The following is a 21,060-nucleotide window of genomic DNA, read 5'->3' on the forward strand; positions in this document are numbered from 1 at the left end:
TTGATTAAAAATTAATATTGCTCTTTCTCATTTGGAAAATCACTCGATTTCACATCCGTAACATAGTGACCGATGGCTGTTGTCATTTCTTCGTATAAATTCATATAACGACGCAAAAAGCGCGGACTAAATTCATTATTCATTCCCAGCATATCATGAATTACCAAAACTTGTCCGTCAACGCCACCACCAGCACCAATTCCGATGATGGGAATGGAAACGCTTTTGGCTACCTTCTCAGCTAAATCTGCTGGAACTTTTTCGATAACGATTGCAAAACATCCTAATTTTTCTAAAAATTTGGCATCTTTCATTAATTTTTCGGCTTCTTCTTCTTCTTTGGCACGAACAGTGTAAGTGCCAAATTTGTATATCGATTGTGGGGTTAAACCCAAATGTCCCATAACAGGAATTCCAGCATTCAAGATTCTTTTAATGGACTCTTTAACTTCGCTTCCGCCTTCTAGTTTTACTGAGTGTCCGCCACTTTCTTTCATAATTCGGATGGCTGAACGCAAGGCTTCTTTTGGGTCTGACTGATAGCTTCCAAAAGGCATATCGACTACAACTAATGATCTATGTATAGCGCGAACTACGCTAGATGCGTGATAAATCATTTGGTCTAATGTAATAGGCAAAGTTGTTTCGTGACCAGCCATGACATTCGATGCTGAATCTCCCACTAATATTACATCGACACCAGCAGCATCAACAATTTTTGCCATAGAATAATCATAAGCCGTAAGCATGGAAATCTTTTCTCCATTTGCCTTCATTTCAGTTAATGACTTTGTGGTAATTCTTTTGTAATCTTTTTTTGTTGCAGACATCCTTTATGTTTGGAATTTAGATTTTAGACTGCAAAATTAATCAATTAATCTAAAATTAGTAAAGATTGCTATCTTTAAAATATCGAATCTTAAATAATGGGCTTTTAAATTGTCAAAATGTTTTTGATGAAGGTTAGTATCCCTGATTTCTCTTAAAAAATCTTGAATCAATCCCATATGCAATCAAAATTCCCAGAATATAAAAAACCAAATCGCTCCAAAGAAAACCTTGTCCTAATGCATAATGCCCTAATGTAGTTCTTCGTATTACCATGATCCATTCTGCTCGATACAGTTGAAGGAACTCAATGCAAAAACAAAAAGCCAGGGCAAGTTCCATTGTTTTTATAAAACTGTTTTTGATAAAGAACAACCGCATACCAAAATAAACCATAACGGCATATAAAGTGTCACCAAAAAAAGTTGGGAAACCATCAATTTTTCTGGATAATATTCCAAGAATGATTACAGAAACTATTAAAATGAAATAAGGAAACCGATTGTTTTTTAGCATAATAAATTAACAATCAGCCATGTTTACTGCAACTGCCAGACCACCTTGGGAAGTTTCCTTGTATTTGTTGTTCATATCTTTGGCAGTTTGCCACATCGTGTCAATGACTTTGTCCAACGGCACTTTTGCATTTTTTGGGTCGGTTTCCAATGCTAATTCGGCAGCGTTTATTGCTTTTATGGCTCCCATTGTATTTCTTTCGATACACGGAATTTGGACTAAACCCCCAACGGGGTCACAAGTTAATCCAAGATGATGTTCCATTGCGATTTCGGCAGCCATTAATACCTGAGCCGGAGTCCCACCCATTAATTCGCACAAAGCTGCTGCGGCCATTGCTGATGAAACGCCAATTTCTGCCTGACAACCTCCCATAGCTGCGGAAATGGTAGAACCTTTTTTGAAAATACTGCCTATTTCACCTGCAACCATAAGGAATTGTTTGATTTCCTTTTCGCCAGCCTTGTGATTTTCGATGACTAGATAATACATTAAAACTGCAGGAATTACACCGGCACTTCCATTGGTTGGAGCGGTAACCACACGGCCTAAAGAAGCATTGACTTCGTTTACTGCCAAGGCAAAACATGAAACCCATTTTAAGATTTGCCGAAACTTCACTTCTGTCAAGCGAATTTGTTCCAGCCAGGTTTGCGGCGAATCATAATTGGCTAAGCCAATAAGATGTTGGTGCATATCAAATGCTCTGCGGCGAACGCTTAAACCGCCGGGAAGAATTCCTTCGGAATGACAACCAATGTACATGCATTCGAGCATTGTGTTCCAAATGCGCATTAATTCGTGATGAATCTCTGCTTCGGGGCGCATTGATTTTTCGTTTTCATATACAATTTCCGATATGCTTTTGTTTTGCTGTATTGTATAATTTAACAATTCATTGGCGTTTTGAATTGGAAACGGGAAAGCACATTTTATCTGGATTTTCTTTTTAGCATTGATTCGCTCTTCTACTACAACAAATCCTCCACCAATGGAATAGTAAGTTGAAGTGTATTCTCCGCCATCTTCGGTATAGGCTGTAAAGGCCAAACCATTAGCGTGAAAGGGAAGAAATTTTTTATTGAAAACAATATCATTCAAAAAATGAAAAGGTATCGTAATTTCATTTCCGAGAATTATTTCGTTGCTGTCTTGGATTGATTTTACAACTTTTGAAATGTTTTCTATTGGAATATATTCGGGATCTTGACCACTTAAACCAAGCATAATGGCTAGATCAGTGGCATGGCCTTTTCCGGTCAGAGAAAGTGAGCCATATAAATCTACTTTTATTCTGTCTATGGAATGCATCAGGTTTTCATTTCGCAATTCTCCCAAAAACCTTTCGGCAGCTCGCCAAGGTCCAAGAGTGTGAGAACTTGATGGTCCAATGCCGATTTTTAGCATATCAAAGACCGAGATACATTCTTCCATAAGAGTAATTTTCGTAGAACAAATATATAGTATTGAACAGGCAAAAAGAATTTTTAAGAATTAAAAATTGAGGATTTGATAAAACAACACTAAAATGCAGATGATAGTTTAAATAAAGACAATGTTTTTACTTTCAATGTACTGCTGTCACACTTACTCTTTCGATATTTATCAGGTGTAATTCAATATGCCTGTCTTTTGCTTTTCTATGAAATTCGCTTATAATTTCTAAAATATCGTAATCAATTAAACGGCTTTCACTACCATCAATAGTCAAAATAGTATATTCAGGAACTTCATCCAATGTTTTTCTCAATTTGACCTTATTCAAAAAAGTCACATTGTGGTTGAGTTTGATGCATTGGCTTTCAATTCCCTGTTGTCGTGTTTGGGTAATTCTATATTCTATTTTAAAATTACTCTGAACGATATAATAAACAGAAATCAAAAGGCCAATGCAAACACCAAGAAGCAAATCAGTAGAAAGGATGACAACAACAGTAATCATGAAAGGAATAAATTGTTTGCGTCCCAGACTCCACATATTGCGATATAATTTGGGTTTTGTTAAATTATATCCAGTAATCAAAAGAATTGCTGCAAGAGAAGCATAAGGAATCTTGTTGAGTAAAAACGGAACAAGCAAAACTGCAAGCAGCAGAAAAAGTCCGTGCGTAAAAGCCGAAAGTTTTGTCCTTCCGCCAGCATCGACATTTGCCGCACCTCTTACCACGACTGCCGTAATGGGAATTGCTCCCAAAAGTCCACAAGTCATGTTGCCAATTCCTTGTGCAATCAATTCCCGATTCACGGGAGTAATTCTATTGCGTTTGTCTAATTTGTCAACCGCTTCAATACAAAGCAAGGTTTCCAATGTTGCAAGCAAACCTATAAGGATTCCATCTTTCCAGATTTCGGAAGTGGAAAAGATTTTCGAAAAATCTGGAAAGGATATGTTTTCAAAAATGTTCGAAGAAATATTGACTAATTGGGTTTGTTTTAAGGAAAAGTCCGAAGCTATATTTGTAAAAAGAATATTGACAATGATACCAATAATTACCACTAATAAGGGAGCTGGAATTACCTTTAGTTTCTTTGCAAAAGGTTGTTGCAGAATAATAAGAACGACTAACGAAATTGCCGTAATCAGAATGGCACCTCTGGTTATGTGATGGTTGAAGTTTTCTATATTACCAAAAAAGTTGTCTACCGAAAATAATTGTATAAAACCACTCGTCCAAAAGTCGGGTTTGTCGTAACCCAAAGCCAGTGGAATTTGTTTTGAAACCAAGATTATTCCTATTGCTGCCAGCATTCCCTTGATTACTGATGAAGGAAAATAATTAGCGATTGCTCCAAGTCTAAAAATACCCAGTAATAGCTGGAACACGCCAGCAATCATAACGGCGAGCAAAAAAAGTTTGTAGTCGCCCAATGAAATGATAGATGCGGCAACTAGAGATGTCAAGCCGGCACCAGGTCCGGAAACAGCAAGTTGAGAACCACTGATTAATGAAACCACTACTCCTCCAATGATTCCTGACAATATTCCAGCATAAAGTGGCGCTCCCGAAGCCAAAGCAATTCCCAAGCAAAGCGGCAACGCCACTAAAAAAACAGAAAGCCCAGCCGGTAAATCGTGTTTGAACCAAATAATCCGGTAGTATTTTATGGCTCGTTTCATAGAGAAAAATGATTATTCCCAAAGGTAGCGAAAACAGTGGTCTAGCAATTTTATGAATAATTCCGTAATAATTAATGTAATGATTTATTTTGAATTCCAATTCAGTGCTACAATCACTTCATTTCTTCTTTCAAAAAGTTGATAAGGCGGATTATAACCCAAGTAGCGAAAATCACCATAATAAGAAAGTCCTTTATTCTTTAATTCATTTTCAAGAATAGCTTTATGTTTTTCAATACTTTCATTAGAAGCAAAGCCACCAAACTGTATTACTGCAACATATTCTGGTTCTGTAGTTATAATGGATATACTTGAATCATTTGGTTTTGGTAAATTAGTTTGATTGTAAGCTGATGGAAGTACAAATGCCATAGTAGATTTGGTGTCGCTAATATCCATATGAACTGGCGATGTCATCGCTATTTGTTTCTGTTCGCTATTTCCTCCAAAAATATATTTTGCCAATTTTCCAAAACCAGAAGATCCTAAATCACGATACGATTTTGAAGTGGAAGAAATCATTGCCATCGTTGCAGCAGGATAGTGCCGAATTTCAAATTTCTCTTCCACCTTAATCACTTTGTATGCCTGAGTTTCTGTTTTATTGATGGACATAATGGTGTAAATTTGAAATAGAACAAATATTCCAATTAGTATAATTACTGTGATGATAAATATTTTCATTGGGAATTCTTTTAGATTGTTAATGAATTTTCACACAAGCATAAAGGTAAACATTTTTTGAACTAAAACCTTACACAATTATTTAAAAGACTTACATCTTTCACTTATTAATCAAGTCTGTATTTAGTTGTATTGTCATTTGTATTGCCGTGATTTTTACCTTAAATTCTAATTGTTTGGTTTAATGTAAAATTGAATATGGTTTATCACATTAGGATTGGTGTTTATGCGCACGGATTGCAAATCTGCGCTATCGGGGGACTTTGCTTATTATTTAAAAATTTCTTTAATCAAAACGCCAAGATATTCTTCACTTGTAGTTGTAAAGTCCTTTAAAAATTCAACATTGTTTATTTTAAAACTAACTTCTTCCTGAAAATATTCAATTTTATGCTGTTTAAGTTTACGCATTCCACGTATTGAATTTAAGTTTTTTGTCTTTGTTTTATTTAATTGGTTTTCATTGTGAACAATTGCGTTACGGATATTTCTAAATTCTTCAATATCAGCCCATAATTTTTCACTTGACTTTGCTGAATCAAGTTTACAAACTAAATTCATATATTTTCTTATTGTATCAATGTCGCTTGTTCCTTTTAAATCTTTGATTTTAAGGTCGCTTTCAGACAATTCTTCACATATTTTCCCAAGTTTTACAAATTGTATTTCAAACAATGAAAACAGATTTATAAAAATTGAATTGTAAAAAAGATAGTTGAATTCAAATAAATACACTCCTTGACTTTTTAAATCATCACTATTTAATTTAAAAAATTCAGTGAATTTATCATCATTTAGTAAATCTTCTGGTGAAATATCTAGTTTCTCGTTTAAATATTCAAGTTTTTGCTCTCGAAATGAAACAACATCTTGACAGATAGTAAGCAATGAATCAAAACTCTTTTTAATATCAATGTGAACCTTAATTAACTTTATAATAATCTCGTTTTTTTTCATGGGGATGTTGTGCAAATTACCGCTAACTTGTATATAGACAAAACAAACATTCGTTTATACACCCAAAAATGGGTAGATTGGCTAAGTTTTGTTTTGTTTTATATTTCTTTCAACTATATTTATTTTTATTTACAAATTATATTATTTTGATTCAGAAGGTTTCTGTATAACATAATGATTTTTATATCCTGAATGCCTAGCCCAGATGGAAACGGCATCCTATTGTGGCGGTGTTCGCCTCGTCAATGACTTTATCTTCGTTTTATAAGTTTTAATTGTTCTTCACAATAATCTTTGTTCATTTCTCTATTGTCAAATTCTAATCTTGATTTTACTCTTAATATTCCTATTTCATAGAGTCCTACTACACCATTTCTAAATCCACTATCAATTGCTTCTTTATTGTATTGTCTGTTCATTTGTGTATCCTGTTTTGACAATTCAATCGCCTTTTCAATATCCTTTATTTCTCCTTCATAATCTAAAATCACCTCTTTGCTTAGAGCACGATTATAGTATAAATTACAATTATTGGGAGAAAATATTATCGCTTTATTGAAATCTTCAATAGCATCATAATCGTAACCTAAAGCTTGTAAACACATACCTCTCAATTCAAATATATCATCTTTTTTATAATCTTTTTCTATTGCTTTGTCAAAATGATATAATGCATCATTCCATTCTGAATTAAAGAAATATTTCTCACCTCGAGCAAAACTAATAAATGCATCCCATTCGGAATCCGAATTATCATTACTAGTATTATTTTTTGTTTTTTTCTTAAATAGATTTGAAAACCAATTCATAATTAAAACTGTTTTTTTGTTATTGAATTTGTCTTTTTGTAAAAGTGTTTTCCTTGTTTATAGGCAAAACAAACATTCGTATATACATCCAAAAATGGGTAGATTGGCAAAGGTTTGTTTCGCTTTATATTTCCTTCAAATATATTAAAATTTTCTTACAAATTAGCATATTAAACGGAGGGATTTCTAAATAAAAGCAAATCGTCTGGTTTACTCAATTGCCTAGCCCAGATGGAAACGGCATCCTTTATGTTCTTTTTTTAAGAACATAAAGATATAGTGAACAGCTGGATTAGCGCCTAAAATGTCATCTTGTCATACCTTTTTGCGCCAATTTTAACATTAACTGACAATTTATTTGGGTTTTTTCTATTGGCACAAAGATTGACTATAGCAACTCGAACCGTAAAAAATAAGTATTCAATAAAAATTAAATATAAATAAAAATGGGTAAAATAATCGGAATTGATTTAGGTACAACAAACTCTTGTGTTTCTGTAATGGAAGGTAGTGAAGCAGTAGTAATTCCTAATTCAGAAGGAAAAAGAACAACACCATCTATCATCGCATTTGTTGAAGGTGGCGAAATTAAAGTGGGTGATCCTGCAAAAAGACAAGCAGTGACAAATCCTACAAAAACGATTGCTTCCATCAAACGTTTTATGGGGCATTCTTTTTCTGAGGTTTCGGCTGAGGCAAAAAGAGTTTCTTACAAAGTAGTAAAAGGCGACAACAATACTCCACGTGTGGATATTGACGGTCGTTTGTATTCTGCACAAGAATTGTCAGCTATGACACTTCAAAAAATGAAAAAAACGGCTGAAGACTACTTAGGTCAAACAGTTACCGAAGCAGTTATCACTGTTCCTGCTTACTTTAATGACGCACAACGTCAGGCTACAAAAGAAGCTGGTGAAATTGCAGGTCTTAAAGTGATGCGTATTATCAACGAACCAACAGCTGCAGCTTTGGCTTATGGTTTGGATAAAAAAGGAAAAGATCAAAAAATTGCTGTTTACGATTTAGGTGGAGGTACATTTGATATTTCTGTTCTTGAATTAGGAGACGGAGTTTTCGAAGTATTGTCTACAAATGGTGATACTCACCTTGGTGGAGATGATTTTGACCACGAAATTATTGACTGGTTAGCTGCTGAATTCTTGACTGAAGAAGGTATTGATTTACGTTTAGATCCAATGTCTTTGCAACGTTTGAAAGAAGCTGCTGAGAAAGCAAAAATTGAATTGTCTTCTTCTACTGAAACTGAAATCAACTTACCTTACGTAACTGCTACAGCTTCAGGACCAAAACACTTAGTTAAAAAATTAACTAGAGCTCAATTTGAAAAATTAACTGATTCATTAGTAAAACGTTCTATGGCGCCAGTTGCCAAAGCGTTGAAAGATGCAGGTTTATCAGTTTCTGATATTGACGAAGTAATCCTTGTAGGAGGTTCTACACGTATGCCAAGAATTGCTGACGAAGTTGAAAAATTCTTTGGTAAAAAAGCATCTAAAGGAGTTAACCCTGATGAGGTTGTTGCAATTGGAGCAGCTATTCAAGGTGGAGTTCTTTCTGGAGATGTAAAAGATGTATTGTTACTTGACGTTACACCTTTGTCCTTAGGTATTGAAACTATGGGTGGCGTTATGACTACATTAATTGAGTCTAACACAACTATTCCAACAAAAAAATCTCAAGTATTCTCAACTGCTGCAGATTCTCAACCAACAGTTGAAATCCACGTATTGCAAGGAGCTAGAGCAATGGCTGCTGATAACAAAACTATTGGTCGTTTCCATTTAGATGGTATTCCACCAGCACCAAGAGGTGTTCCTCAAATTGAAGTAACTTTTGATATTGATGCTAATGGTATCATCAAAGTTTCGGCAACTGATAAAGGAACTGGTAAATCTCATGATATTCGTATCGAAGCTTCTTCTGGATTAACAGCTGAAGAAATCGAAAGAATGAAAAAAGATGCTGAAGCAAATGCTGATGCTGACAAAATTGCAAGAGAAAGAGCTGAAAAATTGAACGAAGCAGACGGAATGATCTTCCAAACTGAGTCTCAATTGAAAGAACTTGGAGCAAAATTAACTGACGAAAACAAAGTGGCTATCGAATATGCTTTGACTGAATTGAGAATGGCACACCAATCTCAAGATATCGACGCTATCCAAATTGCACTTGACAAAATCAATGCTGCTTGGAAAACTGCTACTGAAGCAATGTATGCTCAAGGAGAACAAGCTCAAGGTGGTGCTCAACAACCACAAGGAGAACAACCTCAAGGAGACAATGTTGAAGATGTTGAATTCGAAGAAGTTAAATAATAAGAGAACTCCTGATTAATCGGGATCTAAAATAGAAAACCGAGTCTAGAAATAGCTCGGTTTTTTTATATAATAATAATTTAAATTTTTTCGATCCATTTTCGGGTATTCACAAAGGCTTCGTGCCAAGGCGACACTTCGTCGTTTCTGTCTTTTATATTCCTTTTAATTATTTAAAAGTAAGTGGAGAATATGATTAATTTCAATCTTTAAAAGATATGATAAATTTTGTTCCCTCGTTGACTTTACTCTCTACGGTTATGTTACCTCCCAAACTGCTAATGTTGTTATAAACTAAATAAAGTCCGATGCCTTTGCTGTCAATATGATTATGAAATTTTTGGTTTAAACCAAAAATTTTGTCTTTTACGATATCCATGTCAAATCCAATTTCATTATCCGAAAATACTAATTGACTAATTCCGTTGATTTTTCTGGAATAAACGGATATGATAGGCAATCGTCCAGGTTTGGCATACTTAATAGAATTTGTAATTAAATTTAGAAATATACTTTCTAGATATGCTCTATTGAAATTAATTTTTTGAAGCTCGGAAAAGTCAACATTTATGGTTGCTTTAGAATTTTGAATCAAGAAATTTATGGAATGAATCACTACTTTAAAGGATTTATTAAACTCGATTTCTTCGATTTGAGTAATATTGTTATTCTCTAAAATAATAAGGTCTATAGTTTCGTTTAATGTCTGCCTTATATTTTCACTGGTTATATATAGCAGTTCTATTAATTGAAACGTTTCAGGATCCTCAATTTTTGAAAAATCTAAAAGATTAAAAATAGAAACAAGATTGTTTACGGGAGATCTTAAATCATGGGAACTTGTGTAGCTTATTTTTTTGAGGTCTTTATTTATTTTTGCAAAATTTGCAAGAAGTATATTTCGGTCTTCCTAGTGTTTTTTATTGTGGGTAATATTTTTAGCAATTGCATAGACTAATTTCTCGCTTTCTATTGGCATAGAAGTCCATGATAACCAAATTATTTCACCACTTTTTGTCAAATATCTATTTTCAAAATTCAGAAGTGGGGTGTTTTTTGTGATTTCTTCTCGAAACTTTGCGGTAATTTCCTGGTCATCTACATAAATAAATTCATTAATGGGTTTAGAAAATAGTTCTTCATTTGTATATCCCAATATTTTAGAAACAGCAGGATTTATTTTTTTAAAAAATCCGTCAAATCCAGCAATACAAAGTAAATCTGGAGACAATTCAAAAAAATGTTCGAATAAATATTCACTTTCTTGAATTAAATTATGCTTTCCTGTCATTTTTTATCGTTAAGATTATCCGTCGACCTAAATTAATGAATTGGAGGTAAATATAAATGATTTAAACCAAGATTTTGATATTATTTGATAAATTAACAAAATTATTGCTTTTATGATAAATTTAGATAAAGAAAAGTGCTCACCATTGGGGAGAGTGCTTTTAAAAATATAAAGAAATTGTTACTTATATCTTCTCAATCCACGACCTGGCATTCACAAAGGCTTCATGCCAAGGCGAAACTTCGTCGTTTCTGTCTTTTGGATAATTAGCCCAGTTCCATTGAAAAGTGGAACGCTCAATGTGTGGCATCATTACCAAGTGTCTTCCGGTTTTATCACACATCATTGCTGTATTAAAGTCAGAACCATTTGGATTAGCAGGATAACTATCGTAACCGTATTTTCCAACGATATTGTATTGTTCTTGGGCTAGTGGCAATTGGAATTTTCCTTCTCCGTGTGAAACCCAAACTCCCAAAGTACTTCCTGCCAAACTCGATAACATCACCGAATTATTTTCTTGAACTTTCACCGAAGTAAAAATACTTTCGTGTTTCTGGCTTTCGTTGTGCAACATTCTTGGTTTTTGATCGTGCTCTGGATTAATTAATTCTAATTCAATAAACAATTGACAACCATTGCAAATCCCAACCGATAAAGTATCTTCTCTTTTAAAGAAGTTATCCAAAGCCATTTTTGCTTTTTCATTGTATAAAAATGCTCCAGCCCAACCTTTGGCAGAGCCCAAAACATCCGAATTCGAGAATCCTCCAACAGCACCTATAAACTGAATGTCTTCCAGATTTTCACGTCCCGAAATCAAATCGGTCATGTGAACGTCTTTTACATCAAACCCTGCTAAGTACATAGCATTTGCCATTTCACGCTCGGAATTACTTCCTTTTTCACGAATAATGGCTGCTTTCGGGCGAGGTTTTGTATTGTCGATAACTGGTAATTTTCCGGTGAAATGGGCTGGAAAAGTATAATTTAAAACTTGGTTTTTGTAGTTGTCGAAACGCGCTTGAGCCGTTCCATTTTTGGCTTGTTTTTGGTCTAACAAGAATGAAGTCTTAAACCAAATATCCCTATACTTGGCAATATCCAATTTGCAAGATCCAAAATCCAAAGTTGCTTCATTGATAACTTTCCCTAATTTATGGAAAACGATATTATTTGATTTCAACTTGCTTTCGACAATGGCATCATCTTTGGCTTGGAAAACAATCGCAATATTTTCGGAAAATAAGTATTTGATAATGTCTTTTTCTTCGAAAACGGAGAAATCTATTTTGGCTCCTAAATTCACGTCGGCAAAACACATTTCTAACAAAGTGGTAATCAAACCGCCACTTCCTATGTCGTGCCCCGCCAAGATTTGATCGTCTAAAATTAATTCCTGTAATGTATTGAATGCGTTTTTAAAGAAAGTGGCATCTTTAATAGTTGGGGCTTCGTTTCCAATAGAATTCAGGATTTGTGCAAACGACGAACCGCCTAATTTGAAATCGTCTTGCGAAAGATTGACATAATAAATAGAACCCCCGTCTTTTTGCAAAACGGGTTCTACCACTTTTCGAATATCAGTGCAATTTCCACCTGCTGAAATAATCACCGTTCCCGGTGCAATCACTTCGTCGTTCGGATATTTTTGTTTCATCGAAAGTGAATCTTTTCCTGTTGGAATGTTGATTCCCAATTCGATTGCGAAATCCGAACACGCTTTTACGGCTGCGTATAAACGAGCATCTTCTCCTTCGTTTTTACACGCCCACATCCAGTTTGCCGACAATGAAATTCCATCTAATCCATTTTTTATTGGTGCCCAAACGATATTCGATAAGGATTCGGCGATGGCAGTTCTTGTTCCTGCAACCGGATCAATTAAGGAAGCAATAGGTGAGTGCCCAATGGAAGTTGCGATTCCTTCTTTTCCCAAATAATCCAAAGCCATTACACCACAATTATTTAAAGGCAATTGCAAAGGTCCGGCACATTGTTGTTTGGCGACTTTTCCGCCAACGCAACGATCCACTTTGTTAGTCAACCAATCTTTACAGGCAACAGCTTCCAGTTGAAGCACTTGCTCCAAATAAACGGTAATATTTTCTTTCGAATAGTCTAAATCAGCATATTTTCTATCAATAGTTTTATCGGTCATTACCACTTTTGGCGAACTTCCGAAGAAATCTTCCAATGCGTAATCCATTGGTTTTGCACCTGTTTTTTTGCTTTCGAAAGTAAAACGATGATCCGCAGTAACGTCACCCACTTGGTACATTGGAGCGCGTTCTCTGTCGGCAATTCGTTGTAAAATGTCAATGTCTTTTTTGCCAATAACTAATCCCATTCTTTCCTGAGATTCATTACCGATTATTTCTTTTGCCGAAAGCGTAGGATCACCAACAGGCAATTTATCCAAATCAATCAAACCACCCGTTTCTTCCACTAATTCCGAAAGGCAGTTCAAATGTCCGCCAGCGCCGTGATCGTGGATAGAAACAATTGGATTATGGTCACTTTCCACCAAACCACGAATGGCGTTGGCAGCGCGTTTTTGCATTTCAGGGTTCGAACGTTGCACCGCATTCAACTCAATTCCGGAACTCATTGCTCCAGTATCGGCAGAAGAAACAGCCGCTCCGCCCATTCCGATTCTATAATTCTCTCCACCAAGAATCACGATTTTATCGCCTTCTTGTGGTTTATGTTTTAGGGCTTGATCTAATTTTCCGTAACCAATTCCGCCCGCTTGCATGATTACTTTATCATAACCTAACTTGCGGTTGTTTTCTTCGTGTTCGAAAGTCAAAACTGAACCTGTAATTAACGGTTGTCCAAATTTATTTCCAAAATCAGAAGCTCCGTTCGATGCTTTTATCAAAATATCCATTGGCGTTTGGTACAACCATTTTCTTTCGGCAACGGCATTTTCCCATTCTCTATTTGCTGATAAACGAGAATACGAAGTCATATAAACTGCTGTTCCCGCCAATGGCAATGAACCTTGGCCACCAGCCAAACGATCCCTAATTTCTCCTCCAGAACCAGTTGCAGCTCCATTGAATGGCTCAACAGTTGTTGGGAAATTGTGGGTTTCAGCTTTTAAGGAAATAACCGAATCGAATTCTTTTATTTCGTAAAAATCAGGTTTGTCAGCCGTTTTTGGGGCGAATTGTTGCACTCTTGGTCCTTTTACAAATGCCACATTATCTTTGTAAGCCGAAACAATATCGTGGGGATTTTCAGTCGAAGTTTTCTTGATGAGTTTGAATAGGGAAGAAGGCATTTCTTCGCCATCAATCACAAATGTTCCGTTGAAAATTTTGTGACGACAATGCTCTGAATTGGCTTGCGAGAAGGCAAAAATTTCGGAATCCGTTAATTTTCGTCCTAGTTTTGTGGATAGATTATCTAGGTATTCCACTTCGTCCGGACTTAAAGACAAACCTTCTGATTTGTTATAGGCAGCAATATCATCAATGTCTAAAATAGGTTCAGGTTTGATATTAATCGTGAAAATTTTCTGGTTTAATTCAGAATATTTTTGGGAAAGCATTGGGTCAAAATCAGAATTATCTTCTGCAACTTTATAAAATTCCTCAATTCGAATGATTCCTGAAATGCCCATGTTTTGGGTAATTTCCACAGCATTAGTGCTCCACGGTGTAACCATTGTGGCACGAGGACCAACAAAAAAATCCGTTAACACGGATTTTTCTATTTTATTGGAATCGGCAAAAAGCCAGTTGAGTTTTGAAATGTCTTGAGCCGAAAGTAGGTCTTGCGTTTGTACTGCAAAGACAGTTTTGCTTTGGTTTTCAAAGAAATGAATCATTGTAATAAGGTAGTTATCGTTGTTTTGCAAATTTAGTTTAAAAAACAGGAAGAGCAAAGGAAAAAATAACAAAGACCTTAAAATTTATTTTGGAAATGTTTTGCTTTGATAGGCACCCAAATCTGGAGGCAAAGTTCTAGTGTTTCCTTGTATATCCAAAGGTATTAGATAAGTCGAATTCCCTTTGGCGAAAGCCGCAGAAGTATTATCGATATTTAATTTATTTAATGATACTTTAAAAAACTTGGGATCTTTATTTTGAATAATTGCGTTATAATGAACTGGGTCTGTAGTAAATTGATATTCAGGGTTATTAGTGTACTGATTTGAAGTGTTTTCAAACTTTATAAGGCAATTATTAAATTGGTAAACAAATGTGGCTCCCGCTTTTTTGTTTAAAATCATTTCGTTTGAATACGAACCATAAACGATACAATTGTTGAATGTAGCCGCTGTCAAATTCTTTACTTCCGGAATTGAACCAGTATAATAGTTGTTAACTAAAACTGCTACCTGACTAGAACTAGGCCAATTATTGTTGAAAGTACAATGAGTAAATTTATAATCTCCACCATAAGTGCAGGCTAAACTGCCAAGTCCTGCATTATTGATGACCAAGTTTTCCCCATTAATTTTGGCTGTCTGAGCAAGAATTCCATAATTGGTAGAATTATAAATCTGTGTGTTTTTTATTTGTACTGTAGTTCCGTTATTGTTTTGAATCAACAATCCAATACTTGCATTTTTAATCGTTAAATGATTTATTTTATGATTTGTACTTCCGTCGGTTAGCCAAATTGCTCCCCATTGTCCTGGAACATCTGCAAAATCAGGTTCTAATCGATCGCCTTCAAAAATCACTTCGTTTTCTAATTTATCTGTTGTTGAAGCTAAACCATTTACATTTAGTGATGTATTTGCCGCTAAAATAAGCCCTGAATTTGCGTGAAAATGGACTCTTGCCCCTGGATCAAAAGATACCGTTTTTCCGGTAGGAACCGCTGCATAACCATAAATAACATAGGGCTTTTCGTTTGTAAAGGTGAGTTCATTGCCATTTAATGGGTCACTTTCACTTAAAAAGAAACCATAAATTTCCTGATCACCTATGGGAAGTGTTTCTGTTGTTCCATTAGCAAATCGTTTTGGATAAAGAAATACAGCATCCTGAATTAGCGTCACTAGTTCCACTTTTTGAAGATTTGCTCCGCCGTCAAATAAAATTTGGTCTGTGTATAGAAAATCAGTTGGGTTGGCATCTGCAATGTTTGCAGTTGTTTCAATAAAAATATACATACTGTCTTTTGCCAAAAGATTTACGTTTTCGAATGTTTTCCCTTGATTTCCATGCATTCCGTCAACAGTCATTCTGTATTTTGAACTTAATCCTTTTCCTAATTTTATACTTGGAATGGTAATGTCATTTTTGCTGTGATTGTAAACTTTTAAGGTATAAGTGCTTGAACTAATGTTAGTAAAAACTGTATCTAAATAAATGGTATCTCTTGAAAATTTTAAATCTCCAGTGCTTGGAACGGTTTCAAAATCTGTTCGACATGAGCTAAGAGAAATAAGGATTCCAATAAAAAACAAAAAAGTAAACTGACGCATTTCGTTAGATTTTTTGTAAAAATAGTAAAAAACTAATAGCATTGAATAACGATTTTCAATTTTGAACATATAATACCATTTAACTTCCTAATCTTTTATATAAATTTACACTTTTATAGGAAAAACATATGACATTCGACAAAGATAAATTCATTCAATATTGCAATGATATTTCGAAAAACACTTTAATGCAAACACTAAATATTGAATTTGTTGATGCAGGAGAAGATTATTTAGTGGCAACAATGCCTGTGAATCCTACTGTTTATCAACCCATGGGCTTATTGCATGGTGGAGCTTCAGTAGCTTTAGCCGAAAGTGTAGGAAGTGCGGCCTCGATGTTATTTGTTAATGCGGAACATAGTGAAGTTCGTGGAATTGAAATATCAGCAAATCATCTTAAAGCAAAACGAGAAGGAATTGTAACAGCTACGGCAAGAATTCTTCACAAAGGAAGAAGTATCCATCTTTGGGAAATTAGAATTACCGATGAAAAAAATTCTTTAATTTCGCTTTGTAAACTGACCAATATGGTTTTACCAAAAAGAAAAAGCCAAGATTAATAATGGAAATAATTTTAGACAAAGTCAAGAATCAATTTGAACAAAATCTTCCTTTTGCAATTTATAAAAAGCCTAATGATGCTATTGTTATCGGGATTTTTCAGAAAAACGATACTTTATTTGAAGTAACTGATTTTACCGAAAAAGGTTTTGTTTTTGCTTCTTTCGACGGAAGTAAAACTGTGATAATTCCGGAAAAGGATTCCGAAATAATTAGTGTTGTTTTTAACAAAAACACTGCTGTTCTTCTTGAAAATGAATACAGTTTGCCAAATGAACCAGACAGTAATAATTTTAAAAATTTGGTTACCAAAGGGATTCAAGCCATTGAAAATAACGAATTCAAGAAAGTTGTTCTGTCTCGAAAAGAAACGCTTACTGTAGATAATTTTGATTTAGTTGGTGCTTTCGAAAAGTTGGTTCAGTTGTATCCCAGCACTTTTGTTTATTGCTTTTTTCATCCAAAGATTGGAATTTGGCTTGGCGCTACTCCAGAACGACTATTGAAATCTAAAAATAGCATATTCGAAACTATTGCTTTGGCAGGAACTCAAAAAGACAATGGTTCGAATGAAGTTTTTTGGCATAAAAAAGAAGAAGAAGAACAGCAATTTGTCACCGATTATATTGTGGAAATTCTGAATGAAGTTGCTTTTGATATATTAGTTTCAAAACCTTACAGTGTCAAAGCAGGGAATATTTGGCATATCAAAACTGATATTTCGGGTGTTCTGAATTCGGATTTTGGCTTGCAACAAGTGATTCAATTATTGCATCCGACACCTGCTGTTTGTGGCTTGCCAAAAGAACAATCGAAAGTATTTATTTTAGAAAACGAAAATTACGACAGAACTTTTTATACCGGTTTTCTTGGGGAATTAAATTTGGAAAACAAAACCGATTTGTTTGTAAATTTGCGCTGTATGGAAATTTGTGAATCGCAGGCAAATTTGTTTATGGGTTGTGGCATAACAAAAGACAGCATACCAGAAAAAGAGTGGGAGGAAAGCATTAATAAATCGTTGACAATGAAAAGGGTTTTATAAAACGGAATACAAATGAGACTGATTTTCTTCGTAAAGACTCGGATAAAAACAGATTTTTTTAAGTATTCAAACATAATTAAAATCTCTTTTTATCCATGTTTTAGCATAGCTAATCGGTGATTATCCACACATCCTAAATTAATATTAATAAAAAAAACAAATGAAACTAGACATATTAGCATTCGGTGCACATCCTGATGATGTGGAATTAGGTTGTGGCGGAACTATCGCCAAAGAAATAGCATTGGGAAAAAAAGTGGGAATTATTGATTTGACACGTGGCGAACTTGGCACACGAGGTTCTGTTGAAATTCGGAACCAAGAAGCTACTAATGCAGCAAAAATTCTGGGTGTTTCTGCTCGGGAAAATCTGGATATGCGTGATGGATTTTTTGTAAATGACGAATCACATCAAATGGGAATAATAAAAATGCTTCGAAAATATAAACCTGAAATAGTTTTATGCAATGCTATTGACGATCGTCATATTGATCACGGAAAAGGAAGCCAATTAGTTTCAGATGCTTGTTTTTTGTCTGGTTTGATAAAAATTGAATCCGAAATTAATGGAGAAAAACAAGAAGTCTGGCGACCAAAATTAGTCTATCATTATATACAATGGAAACACATAACACCCGATTTTGTAGTTGATATTACAGGTTATAACGACAAAAAGGTAGAGGCTATTTTAGCATACAGTTCCCAGTTTTACAATCCAAATTCGGATGAGCCAGAAACACTGATTGCATCAAAAAACTTTTTGGAAAGCCTTAATTATAGAGCACAGGATTTAGGAAGATTGATTGGTACAGATTATGCTGAAGGATTTACGGTCGAAAGATATTTGGCAGTCAATAGTTTAGGCGACTTAATGTAATTTTTTGAATATTTTCTTTGCAAAAGAAAACTTTAATACTATATTTGCACTCGTTAAAAATGGTGGTTGTAGCTCAGCTGGTTAGAGTATTGGTTTGTGGTGCCGAGGGTCGCCGGTTCGAACCCGGTCAGCCACCCAGAACGCAAAAGCTTCGAAGAAATTCGAGGCTTTTTTTGTGGGCATATTTTGCGATGTTGTTTTTAAGATTAAAAACTGCTATTTACGGCCGATTGATATATCTCAATTTCTTTCTGAATATCAAAAACTCCAGTTTCTACTATTGCTTTTCCTAGTTTTTCTATTACTGGGACAGAAACGCTATTTCCTATTAATTTCATCCATCTAGCACGATTTTCGGGTAATAAATAATCTTCAGGAAAACCTTGAATTAAACATGCTTCTTTTTTTGTAATCCTTCTAAATTCTTGAGTTTTATATATTTCTTTTAAAAACTTTTCTCGATATTCTAGTTCGCTATTAGCGTTAATTTCTTTAGTAGTAATATAATCATTGGTGTCACTGGCTACCAATGTTGGAAAAATGTTTGATGTTGGTAGGAATATTCTATTTATACCGTATAGACCGGTACTTATTTTAGTGTTTTTAAAATCGTATCGAATTTCTTCAGGAGTAATTATATTTTTTTCTTGTAAAGTTTTTAAAGTTTTTGAAATTGAAATTTTCTTTAATTTCAAGTCTCGATTTGTTTTTAAATAATCTACAAATAAAACAGTATTGATGTTACATTCTAAAATACGTTTTTCATCTTCAGAAATTTCATTTTTATCATATTCGTTTATCAAAAATGAATAACCTTCCTTTTTTAGAATTTCAAGCGAAACTAAATCGTCTAGCTCTACTTTGCCAATTGTTTGGTCTAGATCTTTGAAATGTTTGTACGATAACGGGTTTCCGTCTAAATTTCCGTAAGCACTTTTCCGTCTGTTTTTAAGCAATAAATAACAAATTTCTTTTTGTCTATCAGTTGTGTCTAAAATATCCCAGGAATGGATGGTCGAATGACCATTTCTTAAGTCATTGAATAAAAAATAATCATTAAATCCATTACTGTTTGACAAACTCATATTTCTTGGTTTTATAACTTCGCCAAACAAATCTTTTTCAAAATTTTCATTTGATTTTACTGGGCTTGCTACAAAATCAGTTAAAATATTTCCTAATCGTATTTTGTTCTGAATTGGTTTAGGCAAACTGAATTTTAGTGAGTATTCTTCTTCTCGAAAACCTATAATATATATTCTTAATCTATTTTGTGGGACTCCATAATCGAATGAGTTAATCAAATAATAATTGGCAAAATATCCTGCCTCTTTTATTCTTTGCAAAATATAAGTTAATGCTTCTTTATTCCTTGGGTCGACCAATCCTTTTACGTTTTCAAAAACAAATGCTTTTGGTTTTGACTTATTTAATAAGTAAATTGTATCATTCCACAATTGTCCTCTATCATCATCAAATCCTAAATTCCGTCCAGCAATCGACCAACTTTGACACGGAACACCTCCAGTTAATAAATCGTGTGCGGGTAAATCTTTAATTTTAGTAATATCACCTAAATTATATTCAAAACCTTCGTTAAAATTGGTACAATAAGTATTTATTGCATCTTTGTTTATCTCGCTAAAGTTCAAGCATTCTCCACCAATGCTATTGAGCGCCATTCTAAAACCACCAATACCTGCAAAAAGGTCTATAAAAGTAAAATTATTATTGCTATTCATTTTGGTTTATTTAAGTATAACTTCTTCAAAATCAAGAGGTGGCTCCATTTCTAAAAACTCTCTGTAAATCCGTTCTCTGTAAGTTGCGCCCAAAAGATTAACTTCTTTAATGAAATTATTATAAGTTCCTTTTCCTCCAATTAATTCCCAAAATTCATTTCCAATTAAAACAGAGCTATCACTTTGCATATTGAACCATCTCAATGGGAATGTCCATTTGTATTCTTCTTTCTTACCATACGGATTGTAAGGCAAGGCATAATAAGCAAAATCTACCTGTTTAGGGTTCATTGCCAAAAGTTTGAACATTTTTTCTTTACTCACTTTTGTTTGGTCGCTATTTGGTAATGGCCCTTTTAACTCAAAAGCATATTTAATATTTGTAGTTTCGTTGTGAATAAAAACATCACAAGTTACACTAACAGGGATAGGATTTCCACCACCTTCTTGTATGTATTTTAATTCGGTTTCCCAATCTGGTTTTATTTTTAATTCTCCTTTTTTATTGTGCTCTAGTTTGTTTAAAACTTCTTGAATTCTCCTCAAACTTTCGCTTCCAACAATTCCATTAACACTATGACCCATCGAGCAATTTCCGTGTGCTTCGATTGCAACAACTTGAGCTAGTTTTTCCCAAACTCCTCCAAAAGGAGTAACAAATCTTCTTTCAAAATGAGAGCCTTTAAATATTTCGTCAGGAACTAATGCAGCATAAAGCGGTTTATTAGCCCGATGCACTTCTTTTTCAAATGGATTTTTATATAAAACGTTTTCCAAAACTCGATCCATCATTTTTGAAACTACATTCTTGATGGCTAATGCTACACGTTCTTCTTTACTCATC

The 21,060-nt window shown here is 34.3% G+C and carries 17 protein-coding genes and 1 tRNA gene; 5 read left to right on the forward strand and 13 right to left on the reverse strand.

Translation table 11 applies throughout. The features are described from left to right. Nucleotides 1–11: 11 nt before the first annotated feature. From panB to IR213_RS10515, 7 genes are all read right to left on the reverse strand, one after another. Nucleotides 12–830, reverse strand: a complete 819-nt coding sequence (gene panB, locus IR213_RS10485; protein WP_194312272.1) for a 3-methyl-2-oxobutanoate hydroxymethyltransferase — start codon at nt 828–830, stop codon at nt 12–14. Between the two features lie 133 nt (nt 831–963). Then, nucleotides 964–1,344: a ribosomal maturation YjgA family protein gene (locus IR213_RS10490; protein WP_194312273.1), complete on the reverse strand. Its 381-nt coding sequence runs from the start codon at nt 1,342–1,344 to the stop codon at nt 964–966. A gap of 6 nt (nt 1,345–1,350) precedes the next feature. Then, nucleotides 1,351–2,778: an L-serine ammonia-lyase gene (locus IR213_RS10495; RefSeq protein ID WP_194312274.1), complete on the reverse strand. Its 1,428-nt coding sequence runs from the start codon at nt 2,776–2,778 to the stop codon at nt 1,351–1,353. Between the two features lie 133 nt (nt 2,779–2,911). Then, a complete protein-coding gene (locus IR213_RS10500; RefSeq protein WP_194312275.1) occupies nt 2,912–4,462 on the reverse strand; it encodes a SulP family inorganic anion transporter in 1,551 nt (516 codons plus the stop codon). An 84-nt stretch (nt 4,463–4,546) separates the two neighbouring features. Beyond that, nucleotides 4,547–5,146, reverse strand: a complete 600-nt coding sequence (locus tag IR213_RS10505; RefSeq protein ID WP_194312276.1) for an SOUL family heme-binding protein — start codon at nt 5,144–5,146, stop codon at nt 4,547–4,549. Nucleotides 5,147–5,416: 270 nt separating this feature from the next. Next, complete coding sequence (locus tag IR213_RS10510) at nt 5,417–6,103, reverse strand: hypothetical protein (protein WP_194312277.1); 687 nt, start codon at nt 6,101–6,103, stop codon at nt 5,417–5,419. A 251-nt stretch (nt 6,104–6,354) separates the two neighbouring features. Continuing rightward, nucleotides 6,355–6,912 (reverse strand): tetratricopeptide repeat protein, encoded by a 558-nt coding sequence (locus IR213_RS10515; protein WP_194312278.1) that lies wholly within the window; start codon nt 6,910–6,912, stop codon nt 6,355–6,357. A gap of 446 nt (nt 6,913–7,358) precedes the next feature. Here IR213_RS10515 and dnaK point away from each other — a divergent pair, with 446 nt between their 5' ends. Further along, nucleotides 7,359–9,248 carry a molecular chaperone DnaK gene (gene dnaK / locus IR213_RS10520; protein ID WP_194312279.1) on the forward strand — a complete coding sequence of 630 codons (1,890 nt, stop codon included), beginning with the start codon at nt 7,359–7,361 and terminating at the stop codon, nt 9,246–9,248. A 202-nt stretch (nt 9,249–9,450) separates the two neighbouring features. Here the strand turns inward: dnaK and IR213_RS16330 are convergent, their stop codons facing one another. From IR213_RS16330 to IR213_RS10535, 4 genes are all read right to left on the reverse strand, one after another. After that, nucleotides 9,451–9,864 (reverse strand): ATP-binding protein, encoded by a 414-nt coding sequence (locus IR213_RS16330; RefSeq protein WP_317173144.1) that lies wholly within the window; start codon nt 9,862–9,864, stop codon nt 9,451–9,453. Nucleotides 9,865–10,158: 294 nt separating this feature from the next. Next, complete coding sequence (locus IR213_RS16335; protein ID WP_228479165.1) at nt 10,159–10,539, reverse strand: PAS domain-containing protein; 381 nt, start codon at nt 10,537–10,539, stop codon at nt 10,159–10,161. A gap of 184 nt (nt 10,540–10,723) precedes the next feature. Further along, the gene (gene purL / locus IR213_RS10530) at nt 10,724–14,377 is read right to left on the reverse strand and encodes a phosphoribosylformylglycinamidine synthase (RefSeq protein WP_194312307.1); all 3,654 of its coding nucleotides are present in this window, start codon (nt 14,375–14,377) and stop codon (nt 10,724–10,726) included. A gap of 84 nt (nt 14,378–14,461) precedes the next feature. After that, nucleotides 14,462–15,988 (reverse strand): hypothetical protein, encoded by a 1,527-nt coding sequence (locus IR213_RS10535; RefSeq protein WP_194312308.1) that lies wholly within the window; start codon nt 15,986–15,988, stop codon nt 14,462–14,464. A 128-nt stretch (nt 15,989–16,116) separates the two neighbouring features. Here IR213_RS10535 and IR213_RS10540 point away from each other — a divergent pair, with 128 nt between their 5' ends. From IR213_RS10540 to IR213_RS10555, 4 genes are all read left to right on the forward strand, one after another. Continuing rightward, nucleotides 16,117–16,551 carry a PaaI family thioesterase gene (locus IR213_RS10540; RefSeq protein WP_194312280.1) on the forward strand — a complete coding sequence of 145 codons (435 nt, stop codon included), beginning with the start codon at nt 16,117–16,119 and terminating at the stop codon, nt 16,549–16,551. Nucleotides 16,552–16,553: 2 nt separating this feature from the next. Then, nucleotides 16,554–17,597 carry an isochorismate synthase gene (locus IR213_RS10545; protein ID WP_194312281.1) on the forward strand — a complete coding sequence of 348 codons (1,044 nt, stop codon included), beginning with the start codon at nt 16,554–16,556 and terminating at the stop codon, nt 17,595–17,597. A 160-nt stretch (nt 17,598–17,757) separates the two neighbouring features. Further along, on the forward strand, nt 17,758–18,474 hold the full coding sequence (gene bshB1, locus IR213_RS10550; RefSeq protein WP_194312282.1) for a bacillithiol biosynthesis deacetylase BshB1: 717 nt from the start codon (nt 17,758–17,760) through the stop codon (nt 18,472–18,474). Nucleotides 18,475–18,536: 62 nt separating this feature from the next. Further along, nucleotides 18,537–18,610, forward strand: a tRNA-His gene (locus IR213_RS10555). A 70-nt stretch (nt 18,611–18,680) separates the two neighbouring features. On the opposite strand, the gene dcm is transcribed toward IR213_RS10555, so the two are convergent. Both dcm and IR213_RS10565 read right to left on the reverse strand, forming a co-directional pair. Beyond that, nucleotides 18,681–20,216: a DNA (cytosine-5-)-methyltransferase gene (gene dcm, locus IR213_RS10560; RefSeq protein ID WP_194312283.1), complete on the reverse strand. Its 1,536-nt coding sequence runs from the start codon at nt 20,214–20,216 to the stop codon at nt 18,681–18,683. Nucleotides 20,217–20,222: 6 nt separating this feature from the next. Next, nucleotides 20,223–21,059 carry a TdeIII family type II restriction endonuclease gene (locus tag IR213_RS10565; protein ID WP_194312284.1) on the reverse strand — a complete coding sequence of 279 codons (837 nt, stop codon included), beginning with the start codon at nt 21,057–21,059 and terminating at the stop codon, nt 20,223–20,225. Nucleotide 21,060 lies beyond the last annotated feature (1 nt).

Origin of the sequence: Flavobacterium soyangense, assembly GCF_015277675.1 — a bacterium.
Taxonomy (GTDB): domain Bacteria; phylum Bacteroidota; class Bacteroidia; order Flavobacteriales; family Flavobacteriaceae; genus Flavobacterium; species Flavobacterium soyangense.

Excerpts from the sequence above, each read along its gene's own strand:
- panB (WP_194312272.1), bottom strand. The coding sequence starts at position 830 with ATGTCTGCAACAAAAAAAGATTACAAAAGAATTACCACAAAGTCATTA.
- IR213_RS10535 (WP_194312308.1), bottom strand. The coding sequence starts at position 15,988 with ATGCGTCAGTTTACTTTTTTGTTTTTTATTGGAATCCTTATTTCTCTT.
- IR213_RS10490 (WP_194312273.1), bottom strand. The coding sequence starts at position 1,344 with ATGCTAAAAAACAATCGGTTTCCTTATTTCATTTTAATAGTTTCTGTA.
- IR213_RS10565 (WP_194312284.1), bottom strand. The coding sequence starts at position 21,059 with ATGAGTAAAGAAGAACGTGTAGCATTAGCCATCAAGAATGTAGTTTCA.
- IR213_RS10510 (WP_194312277.1), bottom strand. The coding sequence starts at position 6,103 with ATGAAAAAAAACGAGATTATTATAAAGTTAATTAAGGTTCACATTGAT.
- IR213_RS10540 (WP_194312280.1), top strand. The coding sequence starts at position 16,117 with ATGACATTCGACAAAGATAAATTCATTCAATATTGCAATGATATTTCG.
- dnaK (WP_194312279.1), top strand. The coding sequence starts at position 7,359 with ATGGGTAAAATAATCGGAATTGATTTAGGTACAACAAACTCTTGTGTT.
- purL (WP_194312307.1), bottom strand. The coding sequence starts at position 14,377 with ATGATTCATTTCTTTGAAAACCAAAGCAAAACTGTCTTTGCAGTACAA.
- IR213_RS10505 (WP_194312276.1), bottom strand. The coding sequence starts at position 5,146 with ATGAAAATATTTATCATCACAGTAATTATACTAATTGGAATATTTGTT.
- IR213_RS10500 (WP_194312275.1), bottom strand. The coding sequence starts at position 4,462 with ATGAAACGAGCCATAAAATACTACCGGATTATTTGGTTCAAACACGAT.
- bshB1 (WP_194312282.1), top strand. The coding sequence starts at position 17,758 with ATGAAACTAGACATATTAGCATTCGGTGCACATCCTGATGATGTGGAA.
- IR213_RS10545 (WP_194312281.1), top strand. The coding sequence starts at position 16,554 with ATGGAAATAATTTTAGACAAAGTCAAGAATCAATTTGAACAAAATCTT.
- dcm (WP_194312283.1), bottom strand. The coding sequence starts at position 20,216 with ATGAATAGCAATAATAATTTTACTTTTATAGACCTTTTTGCAGGTATT.
- IR213_RS16335 (WP_228479165.1), bottom strand. The coding sequence starts at position 10,539 with ATGACAGGAAAGCATAATTTAATTCAAGAAAGTGAATATTTATTCGAA.
- IR213_RS10515 (WP_194312278.1), bottom strand. The coding sequence starts at position 6,912 with ATGAATTGGTTTTCAAATCTATTTAAGAAAAAAACAAAAAATAATACT.
- IR213_RS10495 (WP_194312274.1), bottom strand. The coding sequence starts at position 2,778 with ATGGAAGAATGTATCTCGGTCTTTGATATGCTAAAAATCGGCATTGGA.